The organism is Cupriavidus metallidurans CH34 (assembly GCF_000196015.1).
GTDB lineage: Bacteria > Pseudomonadota > Gammaproteobacteria > Burkholderiales > Burkholderiaceae > Cupriavidus > Cupriavidus metallidurans.
Genome location: NC_007973.1, coordinates 528,418 through 550,049, shown reverse-complemented (window position 1 = coordinate 550,049; position 21,632 = coordinate 528,418). Strand labels below are relative to the sequence as shown.

At 65.7% G+C, this 21,632-nt stretch carries 15 protein-coding genes; 7 read left to right on the top strand and 8 right to left on the bottom strand.

All coding sequences use genetic code 11. From position 1 onward, the window contains the following. Nucleotide 1: 1 nt before the first annotated feature. The 3 genes from RMET_RS02595 to RMET_RS02585 are packed head-to-tail and all read left to right on the top strand — an operon-like array spanning nucleotide 2 to nucleotide 7,952. Nucleotides 2-3,157, top strand: a complete 3,156-nt coding sequence (locus RMET_RS02595) for an MdtB/MuxB family multidrug efflux RND transporter permease subunit (protein WP_011515379.1) — start codon at nucleotides 2-4, stop codon at nucleotides 3,155-3,157. Then, nucleotides 3,157-6,459 (top strand): efflux RND transporter permease subunit, encoded by a 3,303-nt coding sequence (locus RMET_RS02590; RefSeq protein ID WP_011515378.1) that lies wholly within the window; start codon nucleotides 3,157-3,159, stop codon nucleotides 6,457-6,459. Before RMET_RS02595 ends, RMET_RS02590 begins: the two co-directional genes overlap by 1 nt. Next, nucleotides 6,459-7,952, top strand: a complete 1,494-nt coding sequence (locus RMET_RS02585; protein ID WP_011515377.1) for an efflux transporter outer membrane subunit — start codon at nucleotides 6,459-6,461, stop codon at nucleotides 7,950-7,952. Before RMET_RS02590 ends, RMET_RS02585 begins: the two co-directional genes overlap by 1 nt. Before the next feature lie 39 nt (nucleotides 7,953-7,991). Here RMET_RS02585 and RMET_RS02580 read toward each other — a convergent pair whose 3' ends face one another. After that, nucleotides 7,992-8,891 carry a LysR family transcriptional regulator gene (locus RMET_RS02580; RefSeq protein ID WP_029308404.1) on the bottom strand — a complete coding sequence of 300 codons (900 nt, stop codon included), beginning with the start codon at nucleotides 8,889-8,891 and terminating at the stop codon, nucleotides 7,992-7,994. A 182-nt stretch (nucleotides 8,892-9,073) separates the two neighbouring features. Between RMET_RS02580 and RMET_RS02575 the strand changes: the two genes are divergently transcribed. Further along, the gene (locus RMET_RS02575; protein WP_011515375.1) at nucleotides 9,074-9,535 is read left to right on the top strand and encodes a PACE efflux transporter; all 462 of its coding nucleotides are present in this window, start codon (nucleotides 9,074-9,076) and stop codon (nucleotides 9,533-9,535) included. Between the two features lie 116 nt (nucleotides 9,536-9,651). After that, complete coding sequence (locus RMET_RS02570) at nucleotides 9,652-11,208, top strand: D-alanyl-D-alanine carboxypeptidase/D-alanyl-D-alanine-endopeptidase (RefSeq protein WP_011515373.1); 1,557 nt, start codon at nucleotides 9,652-9,654, stop codon at nucleotides 11,206-11,208. Nucleotides 11,209-11,276: 68 nt separating this feature from the next. On the opposite strand, the gene RMET_RS02565 is transcribed toward RMET_RS02570, so the two are convergent. The 7 genes from RMET_RS02565 to RMET_RS02535 all read right to left on the bottom strand — a co-directional run bounded on the left by RMET_RS02565 (nucleotide 11,277) and on the right by RMET_RS02535 (nucleotide 18,993). Then, on the bottom strand, nucleotides 11,277-12,269 hold the full coding sequence (locus RMET_RS02565) for an L-threonylcarbamoyladenylate synthase (protein ID WP_011515372.1): 993 nt from the start codon (nucleotides 12,267-12,269) through the stop codon (nucleotides 11,277-11,279). A 15-nt stretch (nucleotides 12,270-12,284) separates the two neighbouring features. Then, nucleotides 12,285-13,529: a 5-(carboxyamino)imidazole ribonucleotide synthase gene (locus RMET_RS02560; protein WP_011515371.1), complete on the bottom strand. Its 1,245-nt coding sequence runs from the start codon at nucleotides 13,527-13,529 to the stop codon at nucleotides 12,285-12,287. 29 nt (nucleotides 13,530-13,558) lie between these two features. After that, the gene (gene purE, locus RMET_RS02555; protein WP_008652146.1) at nucleotides 13,559-14,056 is read right to left on the bottom strand and encodes a 5-(carboxyamino)imidazole ribonucleotide mutase; all 498 of its coding nucleotides are present in this window, start codon (nucleotides 14,054-14,056) and stop codon (nucleotides 13,559-13,561) included. Between the two features lie 21 nt (nucleotides 14,057-14,077). After that, nucleotides 14,078-14,986, bottom strand: coding sequence for a phosphoribosylaminoimidazolesuccinocarboxamide synthase (locus RMET_RS02550; RefSeq protein ID WP_008652147.1), 909 nt, complete (start codon nucleotides 14,984-14,986; stop codon nucleotides 14,078-14,080). 102 nt (nucleotides 14,987-15,088) lie between these two features. After that, nucleotides 15,089-16,153, bottom strand: a complete 1,065-nt coding sequence (gene fba / locus RMET_RS02545; RefSeq protein ID WP_008652148.1) for a class II fructose-bisphosphate aldolase — start codon at nucleotides 16,151-16,153, stop codon at nucleotides 15,089-15,091. A gap of 120 nt (nucleotides 16,154-16,273) precedes the next feature. Beyond that, a complete protein-coding gene (gene pyk / locus RMET_RS02540; RefSeq protein ID WP_008652150.1) occupies nucleotides 16,274-17,713 on the bottom strand; it encodes a pyruvate kinase in 1,440 nt (479 codons plus the stop codon). A gap of 83 nt (nucleotides 17,714-17,796) precedes the next feature. Then, nucleotides 17,797-18,993 (bottom strand): phosphoglycerate kinase, encoded by a 1,197-nt coding sequence (locus RMET_RS02535; RefSeq protein WP_029308405.1) that lies wholly within the window; start codon nucleotides 18,991-18,993, stop codon nucleotides 17,797-17,799. Between the two features lie 377 nt (nucleotides 18,994-19,370). Here RMET_RS02535 and RMET_RS02530 point away from each other — a divergent pair, with 377 nt between their 5' ends. Continuing rightward, nucleotides 19,371-20,423, top strand: coding sequence for a helix-turn-helix transcriptional regulator (locus RMET_RS02530; RefSeq protein ID WP_011515369.1), 1,053 nt, complete (start codon nucleotides 19,371-19,373; stop codon nucleotides 20,421-20,423). A 76-nt stretch (nucleotides 20,424-20,499) separates the two neighbouring features. After that, a complete protein-coding gene (locus RMET_RS02525; protein WP_375198920.1) occupies nucleotides 20,500-21,618 on the top strand; it encodes a helix-turn-helix transcriptional regulator in 1,119 nt (372 codons plus the stop codon). The last annotated feature ends 14 nt before the right edge of the window (nucleotides 21,619-21,632 follow it).

Genomic DNA, 21,632 nt, shown 5'->3' with positions numbered 1-21,632 from the left:
CATGAATCCCTCACGCATCTTTATCGAGCGGCCAGTCGCCACAGCGCTGCTGATGGTGGCCATCCTGCTGTCGGGGCTGGTCGCATTCCGGCTGCTGCCGCTCTCGGCCCTGCCCGAGGTGGACTACCCGACCATCCAGGTCACCACGCTCTACCCCGGCGCCAGCCCCGACGTGATGACCTCGTCGGTCACCGCGCCGTTGGAACGCCAGTTCGGCCAGATGCCTGGCCTAAAGCAGATGTCGTCGTCCTCCTCCGGCGGCGCATCGGTGATCACGCTGCAGTTCGAGCTGACACTGTCGCTCGACGTGGCCGAACAGGAAGTGCAGGCCGCCATTAACGCGGGCAGCAACCTGCTCCCGGCTGACCTGCCAATGCCGCCGATCTACAGCAAGGTCAACCCGGCCGACGCGCCGATCATGACGCTGGCGATGACGTCCGACACGCTGCCGCTGCCCAAGCTGCAGGACATGGTCGACACGCGCGTGGCCGCCAAGATCTCGCAGATCCAGGGCGTGGGCCTGGTCACGATCAGCGGGGGCCAGCGCCCCGCCGTGCGCATCCAGGCCAATCCGACGGCGCTGGCCAACCTCGGCATGTCGATCGACGACCTGCGCACCGCCATCGGCAATGCGAACGTGAACGGCGCCAAGGGCAGTTTCGACGGCCCCGCGCGCGCGTCGACAATCGACGCCAATGACCAGCTCAAGTCGGCCGACGAATACAAGCAGATCATCATCGGCTACCAGAACGGCGCGCCGATCCGCATCACCGACGTGGCCGACATCGTCGATGCGGCCGAGAACAGCCGCCTGGCCGCATGGGCCAACGCCAAGCCGGCCATCGTGCTGAACATCCAGCGCCAGCCCGGCGCCAACGTGATCGAGGTGGTCGACCGCATCAAGACGCTGATGCCCCAGTTGCGGGCGTCGCTGCCGGCCTCCGTGCAGGTGCAGCAGCTGACCGACCGCACCACCACAATCCGCGCCTCGGTCAAGGACGTCGAGTTCGAACTGCTGCTGGCCGTCGCGCTGGTGGTGATGGTGATCTTCATCTTCCTGCGCAACCTGTCCGCCACGATCATCCCGGGGGTGGCGGTGCCGCTGTCGCTGGTGGGCACGTTCGGCGTGATGTACATGGCCGGCTTCTCGATCAACAACCTCACGCTGATGGCACTGACCATCGCCACCGGCTTCGTGGTGGACGACGCCATCGTGATGATCGAGAACATCATGCGCTACATCGAGGAAGGCGATCCGCCGATGGAAGCGGCGCTGAAGGGCTCGAAACAGATCGGCTTCACCATCATCTCGCTGACGTTCTCGCTGGTGGCCGTGCTGATTCCACTGCTGTTCATGGGCGACGTGGTCGGCCGGCTGTTCCGCGAGTTCGCCATCACGCTCGCCGTGTCGATCCTGATCTCCGCAGTGGTCTCCCTGACGCTGACGCCGATGATGTGCGCGCGTCTGCTGCGTCACGTGCCCGAGAGCGAAATGTCCCGCTTCCACGTGGTCACGGGCCGCTTCTTCGACAGCGTGATCGAACAATATGGCCGCGCGCTGAACTGGGTGCTCGAGCGCCAGACGGCCACGCTGCTCGTCGCCGTGGGCACACTGGTGCTGACCGGCCTTCTCTACGTGGTGGTGCCGAAGGGTTTCTTCCCGGTGCAGGACACGGGCATGATCCAGGCGATCACCGAAGCCGCGCAGACCAGTTCGTTCCAGTCGATGGGCCGCAAGCAGGAGGCGGTGCAGAAGGTGATTCTCGAGGACCCCGCCGTGGATAGCGTGTCGTCGTTCATTGGTGTCGACGGCACCAACACGACGATCAACGCGGGCCGCATGATCATCAATCTGAAGCCGAAGGACGAACGCGACTCGATGGCAGTCGTGACCGACCGGCTGCAGGCCTCGGTGCAGAAGCTTGGCGGCGTGGCGCTGTACATGCAGCCGGTGCAGGACCTGACAATCGAGGACCGCGTGGCCCGCACGCAGTACCAGTTCACCGTCGAGGACCCGGACCCAGCCGTGCTGGCCGAATGGGTACCGAAGCTGATTGAGCGGCTGAAGCAGGAGCCGGAACTGCGCGACGTGGCCAGCGACCAGCAGAACAACGGCCTGCGCGCCTACGTGGAGATCGACCGCGACGCCGCCGCGCGTTTCGGCATCACCACCGCGGTCATCGACAGCGCGCTCTACAGCGCGTTCGGCCAGCGGCTGGTCTCGACGATCTTCACGCAGTCGAGCCAGTATCGCGTGGTGCTGGAAACGATGCCGCAATTCCGGGTGAGCCCGGAGTCGCTGTCCGCGCTGCGCCTGCCGTCGTCGTCGGGCGGCCAGGTGCCGCTCGGGTCGATCGCGCACATCTCGGAGCGCACCGGCCCGCTCGTGATCAATCACCAGGGCCAGTTCCCGTCCGCGACGATCTCGTTCAACCTCGCGCCGGGTGAATCGCTTGGCGCGGCGGTGGACAAGATCACCAAGGTCGAGAGCGAGATTGGCCTGCCGATCTCGATGGCCACCGAGTTCCAGGGCGCCGCTCTGGCCTTCCGCGCGTCGCTCTCCAACACCCTGTGGCTGATCCTGGCCGCTGTGGTCACGATGTACATCGTGCTCGGTGTGCTGTATGAAAGCACGATCCATCCGGTGACCATCCTCTCGACGCTGCCGTCGGCCGCCGTCGGCGCCCTGCTGGCGCTGCTGGTGTCGGGGCAGGATATCGGCATCATCGCGATCATCGGCATCATCCTGCTGATCGGTATCGTGAAGAAGAACGCGATCATGATGATCGACTTCGCGCTTGAGGCCGAGCGCGAAGGCGGCATGAAGCCGCGCGATGCGATTTTCCAGGCCTGTCTGCTGCGCTTCCGCCCGATCCTGATGACGACGATGGCCGCACTGCTGGCTGCGTTGCCGATGATGCTCGGCACGGGCATCGGCTCGGAACTGCGCCGTCCGCTGGGTATCACGATGGTGGGTGGCCTGCTGGTCAGCCAGGTGCTGACGCTGTTCACCACGCCGGTGATCTACCTGGCGTTCGACCGCGTCGCGATCCGCCTGAAGGCCTGGCGCCGCAACCGCTTCGGTGACCCCGATGAGGGCGGCACCGGAGAGGATGGCGGCCAGCAGCCGCACCGTCCGCAGGAGCCGAACGTCTGATGAACCTGTCGGCCACCTTCATCCATCGCCCGGTTGCCACCGCGCTGCTGACCATCGGCATTCTGCTGGCGGGCATCGCGGCGTTCCGGCTGCTGCCGGTCTCGCCGCTGCCGCAGGTGGACTTCCCCACCATCTCGGTGTCTGCGTCGCTGCCCGGCGCCAGCCCCGAGACGATGGCCGCCACGGTGGCCACGCCGCTCGAACGCGCGCTGGGGACGATTGCCGGTGTCACGGAAATCACGTCGAACAGCTCGCTCGGCTCCACACGCGTGACGCTGCAGTTCGACCTGTCGCGCAACATCGACGGCGCGGCCCGCGACGTGCAGGCCGCGATCAATGCATCGCGCGCCACGCTGCCCACGAGCCTGCCGAACAACCCGACCTATCGCAAGGTCAACCCGGCCGACGCGCCGATCATGATCATCGGCCTGACCTCGCAGACGATGTCACGTGGCCAGCTCTACGATGCGGCGTCGACGATCCTCGCGCAGAAGCTCTCGCAGGTGGAAGGCGTCGGGCAGGTGACCATCGGCGGCTCTTCGCTGCCGGCTGTGCGCGTGGAGCTGAATCCCACGTCGCTGAACAAGTACGGCATCTCGCTGGAAGACGTCCGCAACACCATCAGCGCCACCAACGCCAACCGGCCGCTCGGCGTGCTGGAGAACAGCAACAACGCGTGGCAGGTCTATGCCAACGACCAGGCGATGGCGGCCAAGGACTACATGCCGCTGATCATCCGCTACGCCACGCCGGGCACGTACTCGTCCGCGTCGGCCGGCGCGCTGATCGCCAGCACCGCCAACGCCGCCGCCGGCGGCAATGTCAGCACGAAGACCGTCAACGGTGTCACCACGACCACCATCACCACCAGCAGCGGCACCACGACGATCACCACCGGAGCCACCGGCGGCAGCAACGGCGCGAAGGGGCCAAACGGCTTCGCGGTGCCGATCCGCCTGCAGGACGTGGCCAATGTGGTCGACTCGGTACAGGACATCCGCAATGCCGGCTCTGCCAACGGCAAGCCATCGGTGCTGCTGGTGCTAAACCGCTCGCCCGGCGCCAACATCATCGAGACCGTGGACCGCGTCAACGACATCCTGCCGCAGTTGGGCAAGATGATCCCGGCCGCGATCTCGATGGACGTGATGATGGACCGCACACCCACCATCCGCGCCTCGCTGCGCGAGGTGGAACAGACGCTGATCATCTCGGTGGCTCTGGTGGTCATGGTCGTGTTCCTGTTCCTGCGCAACGTGCGGGCCACGCTGATTCCGAGTGTGGCGGTACCGGTATCGCTGGTCGGCACATTCTCGGTGATGTACCTGGCCGGGTTCTCGCTGAACAACCTTTCGCTGATGGCGCTGACCATCGCCACGGGCTTTGTGGTCGACGATGCGATTGTGGTGCTGGAGAACATCTCGCGCCATATTGAGGAGGGCATGAAGCCGCTGGCCGCCGCCTTGCGCGGCGCGCGCGAGGTCGGCTTCACGGTGCTGTCGATGAGTCTCTCGCTGATCGCCGTGTTCATCCCGCTGCTGCTGATGGGTGGCATCGTCGGCCGACTGTTCCAGGAGTTCGCGATCACGCTGTCGGTCGCCATCCTGGTGTCGCTGGTCGTGTCGCTGACCACCACGCCGATGATGTGCGCGCGGCTGCTGCGCCCAGTGCACGAAGAATCCCAGGGCCGTTTTCATCGCGCGACCGAGCACGTCTTTACATGGATGCAGCAGGCCTACGCGCGCACGCTGGGCGCGGCGTTGCGCCATAGCACGTTGGTCTGGATCGTTCTGCTGGCCACGGTGGCACTGAACGTCTGGCTCTACGTGATCGTGCCGAAGGGCTTCTTCCCGCAGCAGGACACGGGCCGCCTGATCGGCTTCATCCGCGCGGACCAGGCCACGTCGTTCCAGGCGATGCGCACCAAGCTCGACAACTTTATCCAGATCGTCCAGACCGATCCGGCCGTGGTCAACGTGGTGGGCTTCACGGGCGGCTCGCAGCGCAACACGGGACAGATGTTCGTCACGCTGAAGCCGCTGTCCGAGCGCAAGGAATCCGCCGATGCGATCATCGCGCGGCTGCGTGGCAAGCTGGCCAAGGAGCCTGGCGCCAGCCTGTTCCTGCAGTCGGTGCAGGATATCCGTGTCGGTGGGCGACAGAGCAGTTCGCAATACCAGTTCACGCTGCAGTCTGATGACCTGAACGTGCTGCGCGACTGGGAGCCAAAGGTTCGCGCCGCGATTTCGAACATCAAGGGCATCGAGGACGTCGACACCGATACCAATGACAAGGGCCTGCAAACGTCGGTGATCATCGACCGCGACACCGCGTCGAAGCTCGGCGTCAGCGCGCAGCAAATCGACGCGATCCTCAACGATGCCTTCGGGCAGCGCCTGGTCTCGACGATCTACCACCCGCTCAACCAGTACCGCGTGGTGATGGAGCTCAGTTCCGAGTATCTGCAGGGGCCGCACGCGCTGCAGGATGTCTATGTCGTCACCGGCGGTGGCAAGCGCGTGCCGCTCGCGGCCTTCACGCGTGTGATGCCGACCAGCACGCCACTCGGCGTGAACCACCAGGGCCAGTTCGCGGCGTCGACGATCTCGTTCAACCTGGCCGAAGGCTATTCGCTGTCGCAGGCCACCGACGCGATCAAGGATGCGCTCGCGCGGATCGGCGCGCCGGAGACGTTGCAGGCCAACTTCGCGGGTGGCGCCAAGGCGTTCCAGGATTCGCTCAAGAGCCAGCCGATCCTGATTCTGGCGGCGATCATCACGATCTACATCGTGCTGGGCATCCTGTACGAAAGCTACGTGCATCCGCTGACGATCCTGTCGACGCTGCCGTCGGCGGGCGTGGGCGCGCTGCTGGCCCTGCTGCTGTTCAAGACCGAGTTCAGCATCATCGCGCTGATCGGCGTGATCCTGCTGATCGGCATCGTGAAGAAGAACGCGATCATGATGATCGACTTCGCGATCGACGCCGAGCGGCGTGATGGCCTGAGCCCGCGCGACGCGATCTACCGTGCCTGCCTGCTCCGTTTCCGTCCGATCATGATGACCACGATGGCAGCGATGCTGGGCGCGATTCCGCTGGCACTGGGCCACGGCGATGGCGCCGAACTGCGCGCGCCACTCGGTATCTCGATCGTTGGCGGGCTGCTCGTCAGCCAGTTGCTGACGCTGTACACCACGCCTGTGGTCTACCTCACGCTGGATCGCTGGCGCCTCAAGGTCAAGGCCTGGCGCGAGCGTCGTCGCACCCAGGCAAGCGGCACCACGCCGCACCTCGAACACTGATGAAGGCAATTGCCATGTCTCGAAGCCAATTCTCGTTCACCGTCGTCGCGCTGGCTTGTGCGCTGCTGACCGGTTGTGCGGTCGGCCCTGATTACCAGCGGCCCGATGCGCCCGTGCCCAAGGCCTTCAAGGAAGCCAGCGAGGACATGCCCGCATGGACCGGCGACTGGAAAACCGCCGAGCCGCAGGACATCATGGCGCGCCCCGACTGGTGGCGCGTGTTCGACGATCCCGTGCTCGACGCGCTGATGTCTCAGGTCAAGATCTCGAACCAGAACATCAAGGCGGCGGAAGCACAGTATCGCCAAGCCACGGCATCGCTGTCTGCGGCACGCGCGGGCTACTTCCCGACGGTCGGCGCCAATGCCGGCGTATCGCGCGGCGCCACGAGCAGCAATGGCCAGATCATCAACGGCCAGAACCTGACGCTGTCCGCCAACTGGGAAATCGACGTGTGGGGCCGCGTGCGCAGGCAGGTGGAAAGCGCCCAGGCCGGCGCGCAGGCGAGCGAGGCCGACCTGGCTTCGATCCTGCTCTCCACGCAGGCAACGCTGGCGCAGAGCTACTTCCTGCTGCGCGTGGCAGACGCCCAGCACGCGCTGCTGGACCGCACCGTGGCCGACTACGCGAAGTCGCTGCAGCTCGTGCAGAACCAGTACAAGGCGGGCACCGCGCAACGCTCGGACGTGCTGCAGTCGGAAACCCAGCTCAAGTCCGCGCAAGCACAGCAACTCGATATCCAGATCACGCGGCAGCAGCTTGAACATGCCATCGCGGTACTGGTCGGCAAACCCCCGGCGGACCTGACCGTGGCGACCGTCGACAACCGCGACGCGATTCCGCGCGTACCGGTGGCCGTGCCGTCGCAGTTGCTGGAACGCCGCCCCGATATCTCGGCTGCGGAACGGCGCATGGCATCTGCGAACGCCAATATTGGCGTGGCGGAGGCGGCCTACTACCCAACGCTCTCGCTATCGGCCACAGGCGGGCTGACGGCCAGCACCCTGGCGCGCTGGCTCTCCCTGCCCGACCGCGTCTGGTCAATCGGTGCTGGTCTGGCCGGCACCGTGTTCGACGGCGGCCTGCGCCGTGCCAATACAGCGATTGCCGTGGCCCAATACGACCAGACCGTGGCGAACTATCGGCAGACCGTGCTGGGCGCGTTCCAGGAGGTCGAGGACAACCTCGCCTCGGCCCGCGTGCTCGAACAGGAGTCGATCGTCCAGAACGACGCGCTGCGCTCGGCACGTGAAGCGCTTTCGCTGGTCAACAACCGCTACAAGGCCGGCACCGCAGCGTTGCTGGATGTGCTGACGGCACAGACCGCGGCCTATACGGCGGAGAACACCACATTGACGATCATGGGGCGGCAGTACACAGCGGCCATCACGCTGATCAAGGCGCTTGGCGGCGGATGGCATGGGCAGGCTATGGAGGTGGGGAAGGTCGATAGCACCGCGCCAGCTACCGCGCCTGCATCGACGGCGCAGTAACAGACTCGGTGGCAGACTCAATAGCGGCGCTGCAGCGCGCTACCGCCCCCCAGGCATCGGCAACGGCTGCTGACTGACCCGCTCCCGCAGCCATGTGGCCGCCTTGCCCAGCGGCCGCTGCTTGTGCCAGACGATTTCCATCGCCACGGGCCAATCCTGGTCCTGGAAGGTCAGCTGCGGCGATACCAGCCCGGCAGCGGCGGGCGAGTTGGCCGCCACGTGCCAGGGCACGAACGCCCAGCCGAGCTTGCGCTTGACCAGTTCGACGATCACCCACTGGCTTTCCACCCACCAGACTTCGGCCGCCACACGCAGCCGTTTCTTTTCCTCGCTGTCGCTGCGCGTGGCCACCATCAACTGCCGGTAGCGTTTCAACTCTTCGAAGTCCACGCGCGGCTGCGCGGCAAGGGGATGGTCGGGCGCGCAGATGATCGGCATCGGCACCCAGCCCAGCGCATGGAAGCCGAGTTCGGGCGGCAGGATCTCCTGGCGCCACATGATGCCGAGGTCCGCGCACTGGCTCAGCACCAGCCTGCTCACGTCCTCCATCAGCGGAAACAGCAGTTCGAGTTCGACCGACGGGAAGCGTTGCGAGAACTCGTCGAGCAGCACGCCAAGGGTCTCTTCCGGATATAACTCGTCGACGGCCAGCGTGAGACGGGACTCGACACCTTCGCCCAGGCTCTTGGCGACGCCCCGAAAGTGCTCGCAACGCTCCAGAATCACACGCGCCTCAACCAGCAACCGCTCGCCGGCCGGCGTCAGGACCGGGTAACGGGCGGTGCGGTCGAACAGCGCGTTGCCGAGATCGATCTCCAGATTGGCGACGGCGGCGCTGACGACGGACTGTGCCTTGCCAAGTTGGCGGGCCGCCGCGGAGAACGATCCGGTTTCGGCCGCGGCGGCAAAGGCTTGCAACTGTTCGAGGGACAGGCTCATGGTGTGCGTTCTCGTTGGCTTTCTCCCCTCTCGCACAAGCAGGAGGGGGCAGGCGGGGACAGACGGGGGGGAAAGCCGGTCGCAGGGGAATCCCCTTCTATCGGAATAACCGATACTACCCAACTTGCGATTAGCTGTCCCGCCGATAGAATGCGCTCCATCGTTTCACAAAGGAGAGCTTCATGCGCACCACCGCAGACCGGATCCGTCACACCGTCGGTTTCGAGCTGATCGGGTTGCTGATCTTCGCCCCGCTTGCCAGCCTGGTATTTGGCTACGCGCTGCACCAGATGGGTCTGGTGGGCGCCGTCGCGTCACTGATCGCTGCCGTCTGGAACTACGTCTACAACATCCTCTTCGACCGCGGGATGCTGCGCTTCACCGGCCAGCTCCGGAAGACGCCGGCGATTCGCGTGCTGCACGCGATCCTGTTCGAGGGTGGCCTGCTGCTCGTTTTCCTGCCGTCGGTGGCGTGGTACCTCGACATGACCCTGCTCGACGCGTTCATCATGGACATCGCCGTGGCCGGCTTCTACATGGTCTACGCGCTGGTCTACAACTGGGTCTATGACGCGGTCTTCCCGATCCCTGGCCTCAAGGCGAAGGAGGATAGCCAGCCTGCCGATTGCCCGTCGGCCAACTAGGAACCGTGGAAATCCGACCGTGCGACGCGCGGTCGACCTCAGCAACAAAATGCGGCCGGAAACGGTCGAAAACGGCCGCATTCACGTCATCCATCGGGCATGGGCCATGCGTTAACATGAGCGCCATGCCAATCCGCCCCTCCCTGCTCCGCCGCAGCCTGTCTCCCGTTATCGCAACGGCCGCGCTGCTCGCCTTCGGCCTGACTGGAGCCCAGGCCAAACCCGTCAAATCCGTCAAAGCCACCAAACCGTCGGTCCAGCGCGTCAGTGCAGAAGCCGCGGACCCGGCCGCCGCGCGCACCGGCCTGCCCGCTACTGTCACCACGGCGCTGCGCCGCGCGCATGTGCCGCTGTCGGCAGCAAGCTTCTACGTGATCAAGGTCGGCGCGCCGCGCCCGCGTGTGAGCTGGAACGCCGAGGCGCCGATGAACCCGGCGTCGACGATGAAGCTGGTCACCACGTTCGCCGGCCTGCAATTGCTCGGGCCCGACTATCGCTGGCTCACTTCGCTCTACGCCGATGGCCAGCCGGGTCCGGACGGGGTGATCAACGGCAACGTCTATCTGCGCGGCCGGGGAGACCCGAAGCTGGTGCCCGAGGAGATGGCCAAGCTGGTCAACACGGCGCGATCGACAGGCGCAACGGCCATCAACGGCGATCTCGTGCTCGACCGCAGCTTCTTCGCGGATACCCAGGACAACAGCTACACGATCGATGGCGAGACGCAACGCGCCTACAACGTCAATCCTGATGCGCTGCTTTATGCCTTCAAGACGCTCACCTTCACGATCACGCCCGACGCCGCCGGCCGCGCCGTCGACGTGGCCGTCACGCCGGCGCTGGCGCAATTGCGTGTGGATAACCGCCTGACGCTGGTCAACGGCCGTTGCGGTGACTGGCGCGCACGTGCCAACCCAAGCATCACGCCGCAGTCAGACGGCACCATCGTCGCCGCGTTCGACGGCAACTACTCCGCCGATTGTGGCGAACACGTGGTCAACCTGGCCACGCTCTCGCACAGCGATTTCATCTGGGGCGGCTTCGTGGCCGAATGGCAGGCGGCGGGTGGCCGCTTCGTGCGTCCGCCCGGGCTGCGTGGCGGCACCGTGCCGCGCGGCGCGTTCCTGCTGGCGCGGCACTACGGCCAGCCGCTCGGCGAGATCGTGCGCGACATCAACAAGTTCTCGAACAACGTGATGGCACGTCAGCTCTTCCTGACGATTGGCGCGGAGATCGACCGGAGCGGCCCAGCCAGCACCGAGAAGTCGACGCGCGTGATCAAGCGCTGGCTATCGCGCCAGGGACTGGACATGCCGGATCTGGTACTGGAAAACGGCTCGGGACTGTCACGCGAGGAACGGATCAGCGCTTATGACATGGCGCGTCTGCTGCAACAGGCACTGGCCAGCAATGTTGGGCCGGTGCTGATGGACTCCCTGCCGATCCTCGGCGTGGATGGCACCCTGCGCAATCGCCTGACCCGGGCCAATGCGGCCGGCAATGCCTACCTGAAGACGGGCACACTGCAGGACGTACGCGCGCTGGCGGGCTACGTCGACGCGCTCGACGGGCAGCGTTATGTGGTGGTGGCGTATATCAATCACCCGAACGCATCGGGAGCGCAGGAGGCGCACGATGCGTTGATGCAGTGGGTGTATAAGGGCACGCCTTGAGGTGAGGGTCTTGTGACAGGCGTGGTGGGGGATGGAGCGCCTGGCCTTCCCCTCGCCTTCCCCCAACCTCAGCAATCCTCGAACGCAGCCGCGGCGCGACCCAACCGGTCCCGCACCCCGTCCCATTCGAGACTCTCCGGCAAGGGTTCGAACACCAGCCGCTGGAATCCTTCCTTGTCGAGCCGGCGCAACAGCCGGTACAACTCCTGCGCGTAAGCATCCGGCGTGGCCGGTGCTTCAACGAACGTGCAGCGCGGATCGCTGGTTGCCGGCGCGCGACCCACCCAAGCCAGCCTGCCATCGGCGGACAGCCCATGCAGGTACTGCGGCAAGGCATCGGCCTGGGCCAGCGTCAGCGTGGTGCGGGGCGCGTAATGGGCCTTGAGCGTGCCCGACGCGCGCGGCGCGGCGGCGTCCGGCGGTAGCGGCATGGTGCCGAGCACGTCGGCCATCATCGCCGCCGTGATCGCGCCCGGGCGCAGCAGCACCGGGCCAGCCGTATCCAGGCGGGACAGATCGACGATCGACGATTCGATGCCAACGTCCACGCCATCGCCTTCGAGCACATAGACCGATCCACCGAACTCGTCGCGCACATGCTCGGCCGTGGTCGGGCTGACCTGGCCGAACTTGTTGGCCGATGGCGCAGCAATGCCACCCCGGCCACGGCGGAAGCGCGACAGCAGTGCCTGCGCCACCGGATGCGACGGGCAGCGCAAGCCGATGCTGTCCTGCCCACCGGCAACCGCTGCCGGGATGTGGGCGGCGCGTTTCAGGATGATCGTCAGCGGACCGGGCCAGAACGCATCGATCAGCTTCTGCGCGGCTTCGGGTACGTCGTCGCTCCAGTAGCCGACATCGGCGCCATCGACCACGTGAACGATCACCGGATGGTTCGACGGACGGCCCTTGGCGGCGAAGATACGCGCCACGGCTTCAGGATTCTCGGCATCGGCACCGAGACCGTAGACGGTCTCGGTCGGGAAGGCCACCAGCTCGCCGGCTTCGAGCAGGCGGACGGCTTCGTCCAGCTCCGCGGCGGTGGGCATACGTGAAGACATCGCGAACTACCGGTTTCAGCTGGGGATGTGCAGCGCCTTGGCGGCGGCATCGAACGTGCGGTCGGCCGCTTCGGCGTGGTCGCCAACGCAGTTCACGTGCCCCATCTTGCGCGACGGGCGCGCATCGTTCTTGCCGTAGAGGTGCAGCTTGGCGCCGGGCTGCGCCAGCACCTCATCCCACGCGGGCGTACGCTCCAGGCCGAACTCGAACCAGCAGTCGCCAAGCAGGTTCAGCATCTTGCCGGCCGAATGCTGGCGGGTGCTGCCCAGCGGCAGGCGAGCCATCGCGCGGACCTGTTGCTCGAACTGGCTGGTCTCGCAGGCATCCATCGTGATGTGCCCCGAGTTATGCGGGCGCGGCGCCATTTCATTGGCCACCAGCGTGCCATCGGTCAGCACGAAGAATTCGATGCAAAGCACGCCGACGTAGCCCATTTCCGAAGCAATCGTCGCCGCGGCGTTGCGGGCGCGTTGGGAAATATCGTCCGACACGCTCGTCGAAGGCATCGTCGTCGAAAACAGGATGCCATCGCGGTGCACGTTCTCGGCCAGCGGCCACGTGGCGGTGGAGCCATCGGCGGCACGCGCGGCCAGCACCGACACCTCGTACGCCAGCGGCAGCATCCGCTCGAGCACGCACGGTACATGCTGCATGGCCTTCCATGCGGCGCGCACGTCGTCGCGCGACTTCACGCGCGCCTGGCCCTTGCCGTCGTAGCCCATCCGCGCGGTTTTCAGGATGCCCGGCAGCACTTCGTCAGGCAGCCGGTCCACATCGGCATCGTGCTGGATCACCCAGTGCGGGGCCGGCGGCACGCCGGTACGGTCCGCACAGGAGGCGAAGAACTTCTTTTCGCCGATGCGGTTCTGCGCGATCGACACGCAGTAGCCGCGCGGCGCGACGAACACGCCGGCTTCCTCCAGACGCTCGAGCGAGATCGACGGCACGTTCTCGAACTCGGTGCTCACCGCCTCGCACAGGCTGGACAGTTCGGCCAGCGCCGCATCGTCGGTGTATGCCGCGCAGATGTGCCGGTCAGCCACGGAGCCGGCCGGGCTGTCCTGGTCCGGATCGAGCACGCAAACGCGGTACCCCATCGACTGCGCCGCGTGCGTGAACATGCGGCCGAGCTGGCCGCCGCCGAGCATGCCGAGCCAGGCGCCCGGCAGGATCGGCGAGTTCGGACTGTTCACGCCGAACTCGGCGCGCGACTCGGGGGTATGCGCTTCGGACAGGTGGGGATGGATATCGGTCGGCATGGCTCAGGCTACGGTGAGACTTCAGAAAGTTATACGGGCAGCGTCATCGCGCGCGCGGCTTCGGTCTGCTTTGCGCGGAACGCTTCCAGCGCGCTGGCCAGCGCGTCGTCAGTGGTGGCCAGCGTGGCGATCGCGTGCAGCGCCGCGTTGGCGGCGCCGGCCTCGCCGATGGCGAAGGTGGCCACGGGCACACCCTTCGGCATCTGCACGATCGACAGCAGCGAGTCCTCGCCGCGCAGGTACTTCGACGGCACCGGCACGCCGAACACCGGCACGATGGTCTTGGCGGCGATCATGCCCGGCAGGTGCGCGGCACCGCCGGCGCCGGCGATGATCGCGCGGATGCCACGGCCGCGCGCCGCTTCGGCATAGCGGAACATGTCATCGGCCATCCGGTGCGCCGACACCACCTGCGCTTCGAACGGCACGTTGAAATCCTTGAGCATGGCCACGGCGTGCTGCATCACGTCCCAATCGGAACTGCTGCCCATTACCACGCCAACCACAGGCTTCGATTCGTTGCTCATCGTCAATTACCTTTCCTGCCCTTACTGCAGCGCTTCGCCGGTCAGGCGGGTCAGCGCTTCCTTGTACTTGTCGGCGGTCTTCTGCACCACGTCTTCCGGCAGCTTCGGCGCCGGCGCGGTCTTCGGCCACGGCTTGCCGTCGATGCGTACGGCTTCGAGCCAGTCACGCACGAACTGCTTGTCGAACGACGGCGGGTTGGTGCCCACCTGATACGAATCGGCCGGCCAGAAGCGCGACGAGTCGGCCGTCAGCACTTCGTCCATCAGCGTCAGCGTGCCGTTTTCGTCCAGACCGAACTCGAACTTTGTGTCGGCGATGATGATGCCGCGCGTGGCGGCGTAGTCGGCGGCTTCCTTGTACAGACGGATCGAGATGTCACGCATCTTCGCGGCCAGTTCCTTGCCGATGCGGGCCTCGACTTCATCGAACGAGATGTTCTCGTCGTGCTCGCCCATCTCGGCCTTGGCCGCCGGCGTGAAGATCGGCTCGGGCAGCTTCTGCGCGTTCTGCAGGCCGGCCGGCAGGGCGATGCCGCACACCTTGCCCGTGGCCTGGTAGTCCTTCCAGCCGCTGCCGGCGAGGTAGCCGCGCACCACCGCTTCCACCAGGATCGGCTTCAGGCGCTTGACCACCACGGCACGGCCCTTCACCTGCTCCACCTCGTTCGGCGCCACCACGGACTCAGCGGTCACGTCGGTCTCATGGTTCGGCACGATGTGCGCGAGCTTCTTGAACCAGAAGTTGGCCATCTGGTTCAGCACGCGGCCCTTGGCCGGAATCGGCTCGCCCAGGATCACGTCGAAGGCCGACAGACGGTCGGTGGTCACGATCAGCAGCTTGTCGTCGCCGACAGCGTAGTTATCGCGGACCTTGCCTTTGCCGAGCAGCGGCAGGGACTGGATGGAGGATTCGTAGAGGGCGTCGGACATGGTGTGAAAACGGCTGCGGCTGAAAAACAAGCGGGGCTTCGAGCGCGATGCGAAGCCCCATGAAGAAGCAAAGCCCCGCACCAGGCGGGGCAACGACACAATTTACTGCACGACCTGGGCGAGCTTGCCGGCCTTGTACTGCTGGGCAACGTCGGTCAGCGACACGGCCTTGATCTTGCTGGCCTGGCCTTCACAACCGAAGGCGATGTAGCGGGCCTTGCACACGAGCTTGGCGGCTTCGCGGGCCGGCTTCAGGTACTCGCGCGGGTCGAACTTGCTCGGGTTCTCCACGAAGAAGCGGCGGATCGCGCCGGTCATCGCCAGACGGATGTCGGTGTCGATGTTGATCTTGCGCACGCCGTACTTGATCGCTTCCTGGATTTCCTCCACGGGCACGCCGTACGTTTCCTTCATGTCGCCACCGAACTGGCGGATTTCAGCCAGCAGTTCCTGCGGCACCGACGACGAACCGTGCATCACCAGGTGAGTGTTCGGAATGCGGGCGTGGATTTCCTTGATGCGCCCGATGGCCAGGATGTCGCCCGTGGGCTTGCGCGTGAACTTGTACGCGCCGTGCGAGGTGCCGATGGCGATGGCCAGCGCGTCGAGCTGGGTGGCCTTGACGAAGTCGGCGGCCTGCTCCGGATCGGTCAGCAGCATCGAGTGATCGAGCTTGCCTTCGGCGCCAATGCCGTCTTCCTCGCCGGCTTCACCGGTTTCCAGCGAGCCCAGGCAACCCAGTTCGCCTTCCACGGTCACGCCCAGCGCGTGGGCCATCTGCACCACCTTGCGGGTCACGTCGACGTTGTACTCGTAGTCCGACGGGGTCTTGCCGTCTTCCTTCAGCGAGCCATCCATCATCACCGACGAGAAGTTCAGGTCGATGGCGGCCTTGCAGATCGCCGGCGACTGGCCGTGATCCTGGTGCATCACCACCGGGATGTGCGGATAGGCTTCCACGGCGGCTTCGATCAGGTGACGCAGGAAGTGCTCGCCAGCGTATTTGCGCGCGCCTGCCGATGCCTGCATGATCACCGGGGCGTTGACCTCGTCGGCGGCCTGCATGATGGCCTGAACCTGCTCGAGGTTGTTCACGTTGAAAGCCGGCAGACCGTAGTTGTTCTCGGCGGCATGGTCCAGCAACTGGCGCATGGATACGAGTGGCATGTCTAACTCCTGAATGTAAATAGCTTGGGGTATTTCTGAATTCTTATCGTTGCTGCGCCAAACAGGCTCGCGCATCGGGCGCGGTCATGTCTGTCTGGCGCGCCACATGGGGCGCGCGTCCTACCGGGTGCCCACCCTCACGATCTTGAGCGTATTCGTGCCGCCGGGCTGGCCCATCGGCTCGCCGATCGTCAGCACGATGAAATCGCCGCGCTGCACCACGCCCTGGGACAGCAGCAGTTCCTCGGCCTGCTCAAGCGCCACGTCGCGGTCCGCGCTCGACTGCAGCGGCAGCGGCACCACATTGCGATAGAGCTGCATCTTGCGTTGCGACGCCAGGTTCGGCGTCATCGCGTAGATCGGCACATGAATGCGGTGACGGCTCATCCACAGCGCCGTGGCGCCGGAATCGGTCAGCGCCGCGATCGCCTTGACACCTAGATGATAGGCGGTGAACAGCGCACCCATCGCGATCGACTGGTCGATCCGCGCGAAGGTCTGGTTCAGGAAGTCGGTGTCGAGCTGCACCACCTCCGACTTCTCGGCTTCCAGACAGATCGCGGCCATGGCTTCGACCGTTTCCACCGGATAGCGGCCGGCAGCGGTCTCGGCCGACGTCATCACGGCGTCGGTGCCATCGAGCACGGCGTTGGCCACGTCGGACACTTCGGCCCGCGTCGGCACCGGGTTGACGATCATGCTCTCCATCATCTGGGTGGCGGTGATCGTCAGCTTGTTGGCCTCGCGGGCCAGCTTGATCATGCGCTTCTGCAGCGCGGGCACGGCGGCGTTGCCAACTTCGACGGCCAGATCGCCGCGCGCCACCATGATGCCGTCCGACGCCAGCAGGATTTCCTCGAGCACGCCCGGACGAATCGCCTCGGCCCGCTCGATCTTCGCGATCATGCGCGCCTTGTGGTTGTGCGGCTGGCCTGCCACGTTGGTGAGCTGGCGGGCCATTTCCATGTCAGTGGCGTTCTTCGGGAAGCTCACGGCCACGTAGTCCGCGCCCAGCGCCATGGCGGTCTTGATGTCCTCCATGTCCTTGGCGGTCAGCGCCGGCGCCGACAGGCCGCCACCCTGACGATTGATGCCCTTGTTGTTGGACAGCTCGCCACCGATACGCACCGTGGTGAAGATCTCGTTGCCGAGCACGCGGTCCACCACCAGCACGATCAGGCCGTCGTTGAGCAGGAGCAGGTCGCCCGGGCCCACATCGCGCGGCAGATCCTTGTAATCCAGGCCCACGCGCTCCTGATTGCCCATCTGGCAGGCCGAATCGAGGATGAACGCGTCGCCCGGCTTGAGCGTGATCTTGCCGTTCTCGAACTTGCCCACGCGGATCTTGGGGCCCTGCAGGTCGGCCATGATGGCCACCTCGCGCCCGCAGGCCGCCGCCGCCTCACGCACCAGGGCGGCGCGATCGATATGGTCCTGCGCGGTGCCATGCGAGAAGTTCAGGCGCACCACGTCAACCCCTGCTCCGATCATGCGGGTCAACACTTCCAGCGTGCTGGATGCGGGGCCAATCGTGGCGACGATCTTGGTGGAACGTGTCATGCGGGCAGCTTCCTTGGTGGGGGGCGCTTGGTTTTTCTGGAAACTGGCCGGACGGGGGTGTCCCGCGCCGGCCTGTCGGGTCATCAGCCTGCGGCGCGCTGTTCCAGCACTTCGAATGCGGGCAGCTTCTTGCCTTCCAGGAATTCCAGGAAGGCGCCGCCACCGGTCGAGATATACCCGACGCGATCGGCGATGCCGTACTTGGCGATGGCGGCCAGCGTGTCGCCGCCACCTGCAATCGAGAATGCCTTCGACGTGGCGATGGCTTCGGCCAGCACCTTGGTACCGTTGCCGAACTGATCGAATTCGAACACGCCGACCGGACCGTTCCAGACGATCGTGCCGGCAGCCTTGAGCTGGTCGGCCAGCATCGCGGCGGTCTTCGGGCCGATGTCGAGGATCATGTCGTCGTCGGTAACGTCCTTGACGTCCTTGACCGTCGCCGCAGCCGTGGCGCTGAACTCCTTGGCGCAGACCACGTCGACGGGAATCGGCACCGATGCGCCGCGCGCGGCCATGATGTCGATGATCGTCTTGGCGTCACCCACGAGGTCGGCCTCGGCGAGCGACTTGCCGATCTTCAGGCCAGCGGCCAGCATGAACGTGTTGGCGATGCCGCCGCCGACGATCAGGTTGTCCACCTTGTCGGCCAGTGCCTTCAGGATGGTGAGCTTGGTCGAAACCTTCGAGCCGGCCACGATGGCCACCAGCGGACGCGCCGGCTGGCCCAGCGCGCGGCCCAGCGCGTCGATCTCGGCGGCCAGCAGCGGGCCGGCGCAGGCGATCGGGGCAAACTTGGCGATACCGTGAGTGGTGGCCTCGGCGCGGTGGGCGGTGCCGAACGCGTCGTTCACGTAGACGTCACAGAGCTTGGCCATCTTCTGGGCCAGCTCGTCGCTGTTCTTCTTCTCGCCCTTGTTCACGCGGCAGTTTTCCAGGAGCACGATCTGGCCAGGCGCCACCTCGACACCGTCGACCCAGTTCTGGACCAGTTTCACCGGCTTGCCGAGCAGTTCGGACAGGCGCGTGGCAATCGGTGCCAGCGAATCCTCCGGCTTGAACTCGCCCTCGGTCGGACGGCCCAGGTGCGACGTCACCATGACGGTCGCGCCGGCTTCCAGGCAGGCCTGAATGGCCGGCACCGACGCGCGGATGCGGGTGTCTTCGGTGATATTGCCTGCGTCGTCTTGCGGCACGTTCAGGTCGGCACGGATGAACACACGTTTGCCGGAGATTTTGCCTTGGGAAATGAGATCGGTAAGACGCAGGACAGAGGTCATGGCGATAAGAGCGGGACGTGGGCGACATGCGCCGCCCGTGGAAATCGGGAAAACCGGCATTTTACCTGATCGTTACTACCGTACGACGCGATCTGCCCGTTTCGCGGCATATCCGTCACATGCCATGCCCAGCCCGGAACATCCCCTACCGAAGGGGGGGCACCCGATTGCACGCTCAACAACCGGGTTGGAGTAATGTACGCATTAATGTACTAAACGTATGCATGGCCAGACACTCACGTCAATTCTGGTGGTTTTAGTACATCACTGCAGGTCCGGCGCAACCGGGCCATAAGAAATATGACCCGCGGACCCGGGACACCCCGGCTACCAAGAGGCCAAGAATAAGCGCGGCGAATGCAAGGGGGTAGTCTGAAATGGATCAAGCGACCATGCATGGCGCGATCCGGGGGCTTTACGAGGGCATCCTGGACCCGGCAGCCTGGCAGCAAAGTCTGCGTGCGTTAACGGCAATAGCCGGCACGACGCACGCCTCCATGATGGTATGGGACACGGTCCGCGACCAGGTGACCGTCAACGAGGTGGTCAACCCGGTCGAGGAATTGTTTCTCGCCTATGAAAACGATTTCCAGGCCATGGACCCGGCCAAGGCGTTCGCACCCAGGCTGGTGCCCGGCGCCTGGTATGTCGATGCGCGCGACCTGGGCCATCAGGCCATGGCGCGTCATCCGTTCTATGGCGAGTTCTTCCACAAGTTCGAATTGGGTTCATACATGGCCTGCCTGGTAGAGCGCCAGCCGCACTACGAGGTTTACTTCTCGATGCAGCGCTCGCTGGCGCAGGGCAACTTCAGCGGCGATGACGCGCAGCGGCTCGATTGGGTGGTACCGCACATGCGCAGCGCGATCGCGATCCGCGACCGCACGCTGGCGCTGTCGACGATGACCACGCTGGCGACGCGGCTGATCGAACGACTGGCATTCGCCGTGGCCGTCTATTCGCCCGACCGGCGGCTGCTGCTGGCCAATACGGCTGGTGAACGCTGGGCACGCCGGCTCGACCCGTTGGGCAAGACCACCGAGTGGCAGCTTTCGCGCAGCTTCATGGAGATGCTGCACGGCGCCTGCGATCCCGCAAAACCGCAGGCCGCCATGGCGGCCCGCGCCACCGGCCCGAATGGCAGCCAGGCCGAAGTGCTGGTGCTGCCCCTGCCGGCCAGCCACGCCTTTGCCTCGACATGGCAGACGCCCGCGGCGCTGGTTGTCGTGCATGAGGCGGGCGCCCCGTCGGTGCTGCTCGACTCGGTCATGCGCAACCTGTACGGCCTGACACCCGCCGAGACCCGGTTGGTCGCGCGGCTGGCCACGGGCGAAGGGTTGCCCGAAGCCAGCCGGCAGATGCGCATCCGGCACGAGACCGCGCGCACCCAGCTCAAGGCGATCTTCCTCAAGACCGGCTGCACCAGCTAGGCACAGCTGACGCACTTGCTGACGCGACTCGCCACCACGCTCGACGGAGGTTGATCGAGTGATGGTGACAGAGGACATGCACGAGACCATTCGTGGTCTCTATCAAGGCGTTCTGGAACCGCAGGCCTGGCAGCGCAGCCTGTCCGCGCTATGCGACCTCAGCCAGAGCGAGCGCGCCTCGCTCCTGGTTTTCGACCCCGCGAGCGGCAGTGTGAGCGTGCGGCAGACGGCCGCGCTTGCTGCCCTTGCCTCGCAGGCAACGCCCCACGATTCGCCGCAAACGCTTTCCTTCAACGAACGGCTGAACGTGGGCGGTTGGTTCATTCATCGACGCGACACGGGATTCGCTGCAACCCTCGGCGCCTTTCCGCAGGAGGACATCGCCGGCGTTGCACCCGCTTCGATGATGACCTGCCTGATCGACAGGCAGCCCGGCCACGAGATCTACCTGTCGCTGCAGCGTCCGGCCGGCGCCGATGGTTTCCTGGAAGCCGATGCCCGCGCCCTGGACTGGATCATTCCGCACCTGCGCGAAGCAGTGGCCATGCGCGACCGCGCGCAGGCCGCCAGCACGCATGGCCGCGTGTCAGCCAATCTGCTGAACCAGTTGCCATTCGGCGTGATCGTCTTCACGGCTGCCGGCGAGCCACTGCTGGCGAATGCGGCAGGCGAGCCGTGGATCGGCCGACTGATGCCGATACGCGCGGACGGCGCCGCCGACGGCACGCTGGTACCGGCTGGACAAGGCTGGCGGCTCTCGAAGCCGTTCCACGAAGTCATGCGCGGGCTCACCGATGCGGGCGCGCCGCTGGAGGCTGGCGCCATTCACGCCGTGAGCACGGACGGCCACGAGGCCCAGATCGTTGCGATGCGACTGACGCCGGGCACGCCGCTGTCCTCGGCATGTCTCGGGCAGCCCCTGCTGGTGGCGATTCACGAAAGCCACGGCACGCCGCGGACGGTCCCCACCGTGCTGCGCGACCTCTACGGCCTGACGCCAGCGGAAACGCGGCTCGCCGCGCTGCTGACCACAGGCATCGGCCTGCCGGAGGCGAGCATCCAGCTCGGCATCAAGCGCGAGACGGGCCGGTCCCAGCTCAAGTCGATCTTCACCAAGACCAACACGAGCACGCAGGCGCAGCTTGCTCACCTGCTCACGCGACTGGGCAGCGTGCTGGCCGAACCCGCGCGGTAGCAGCCCGATAGCAG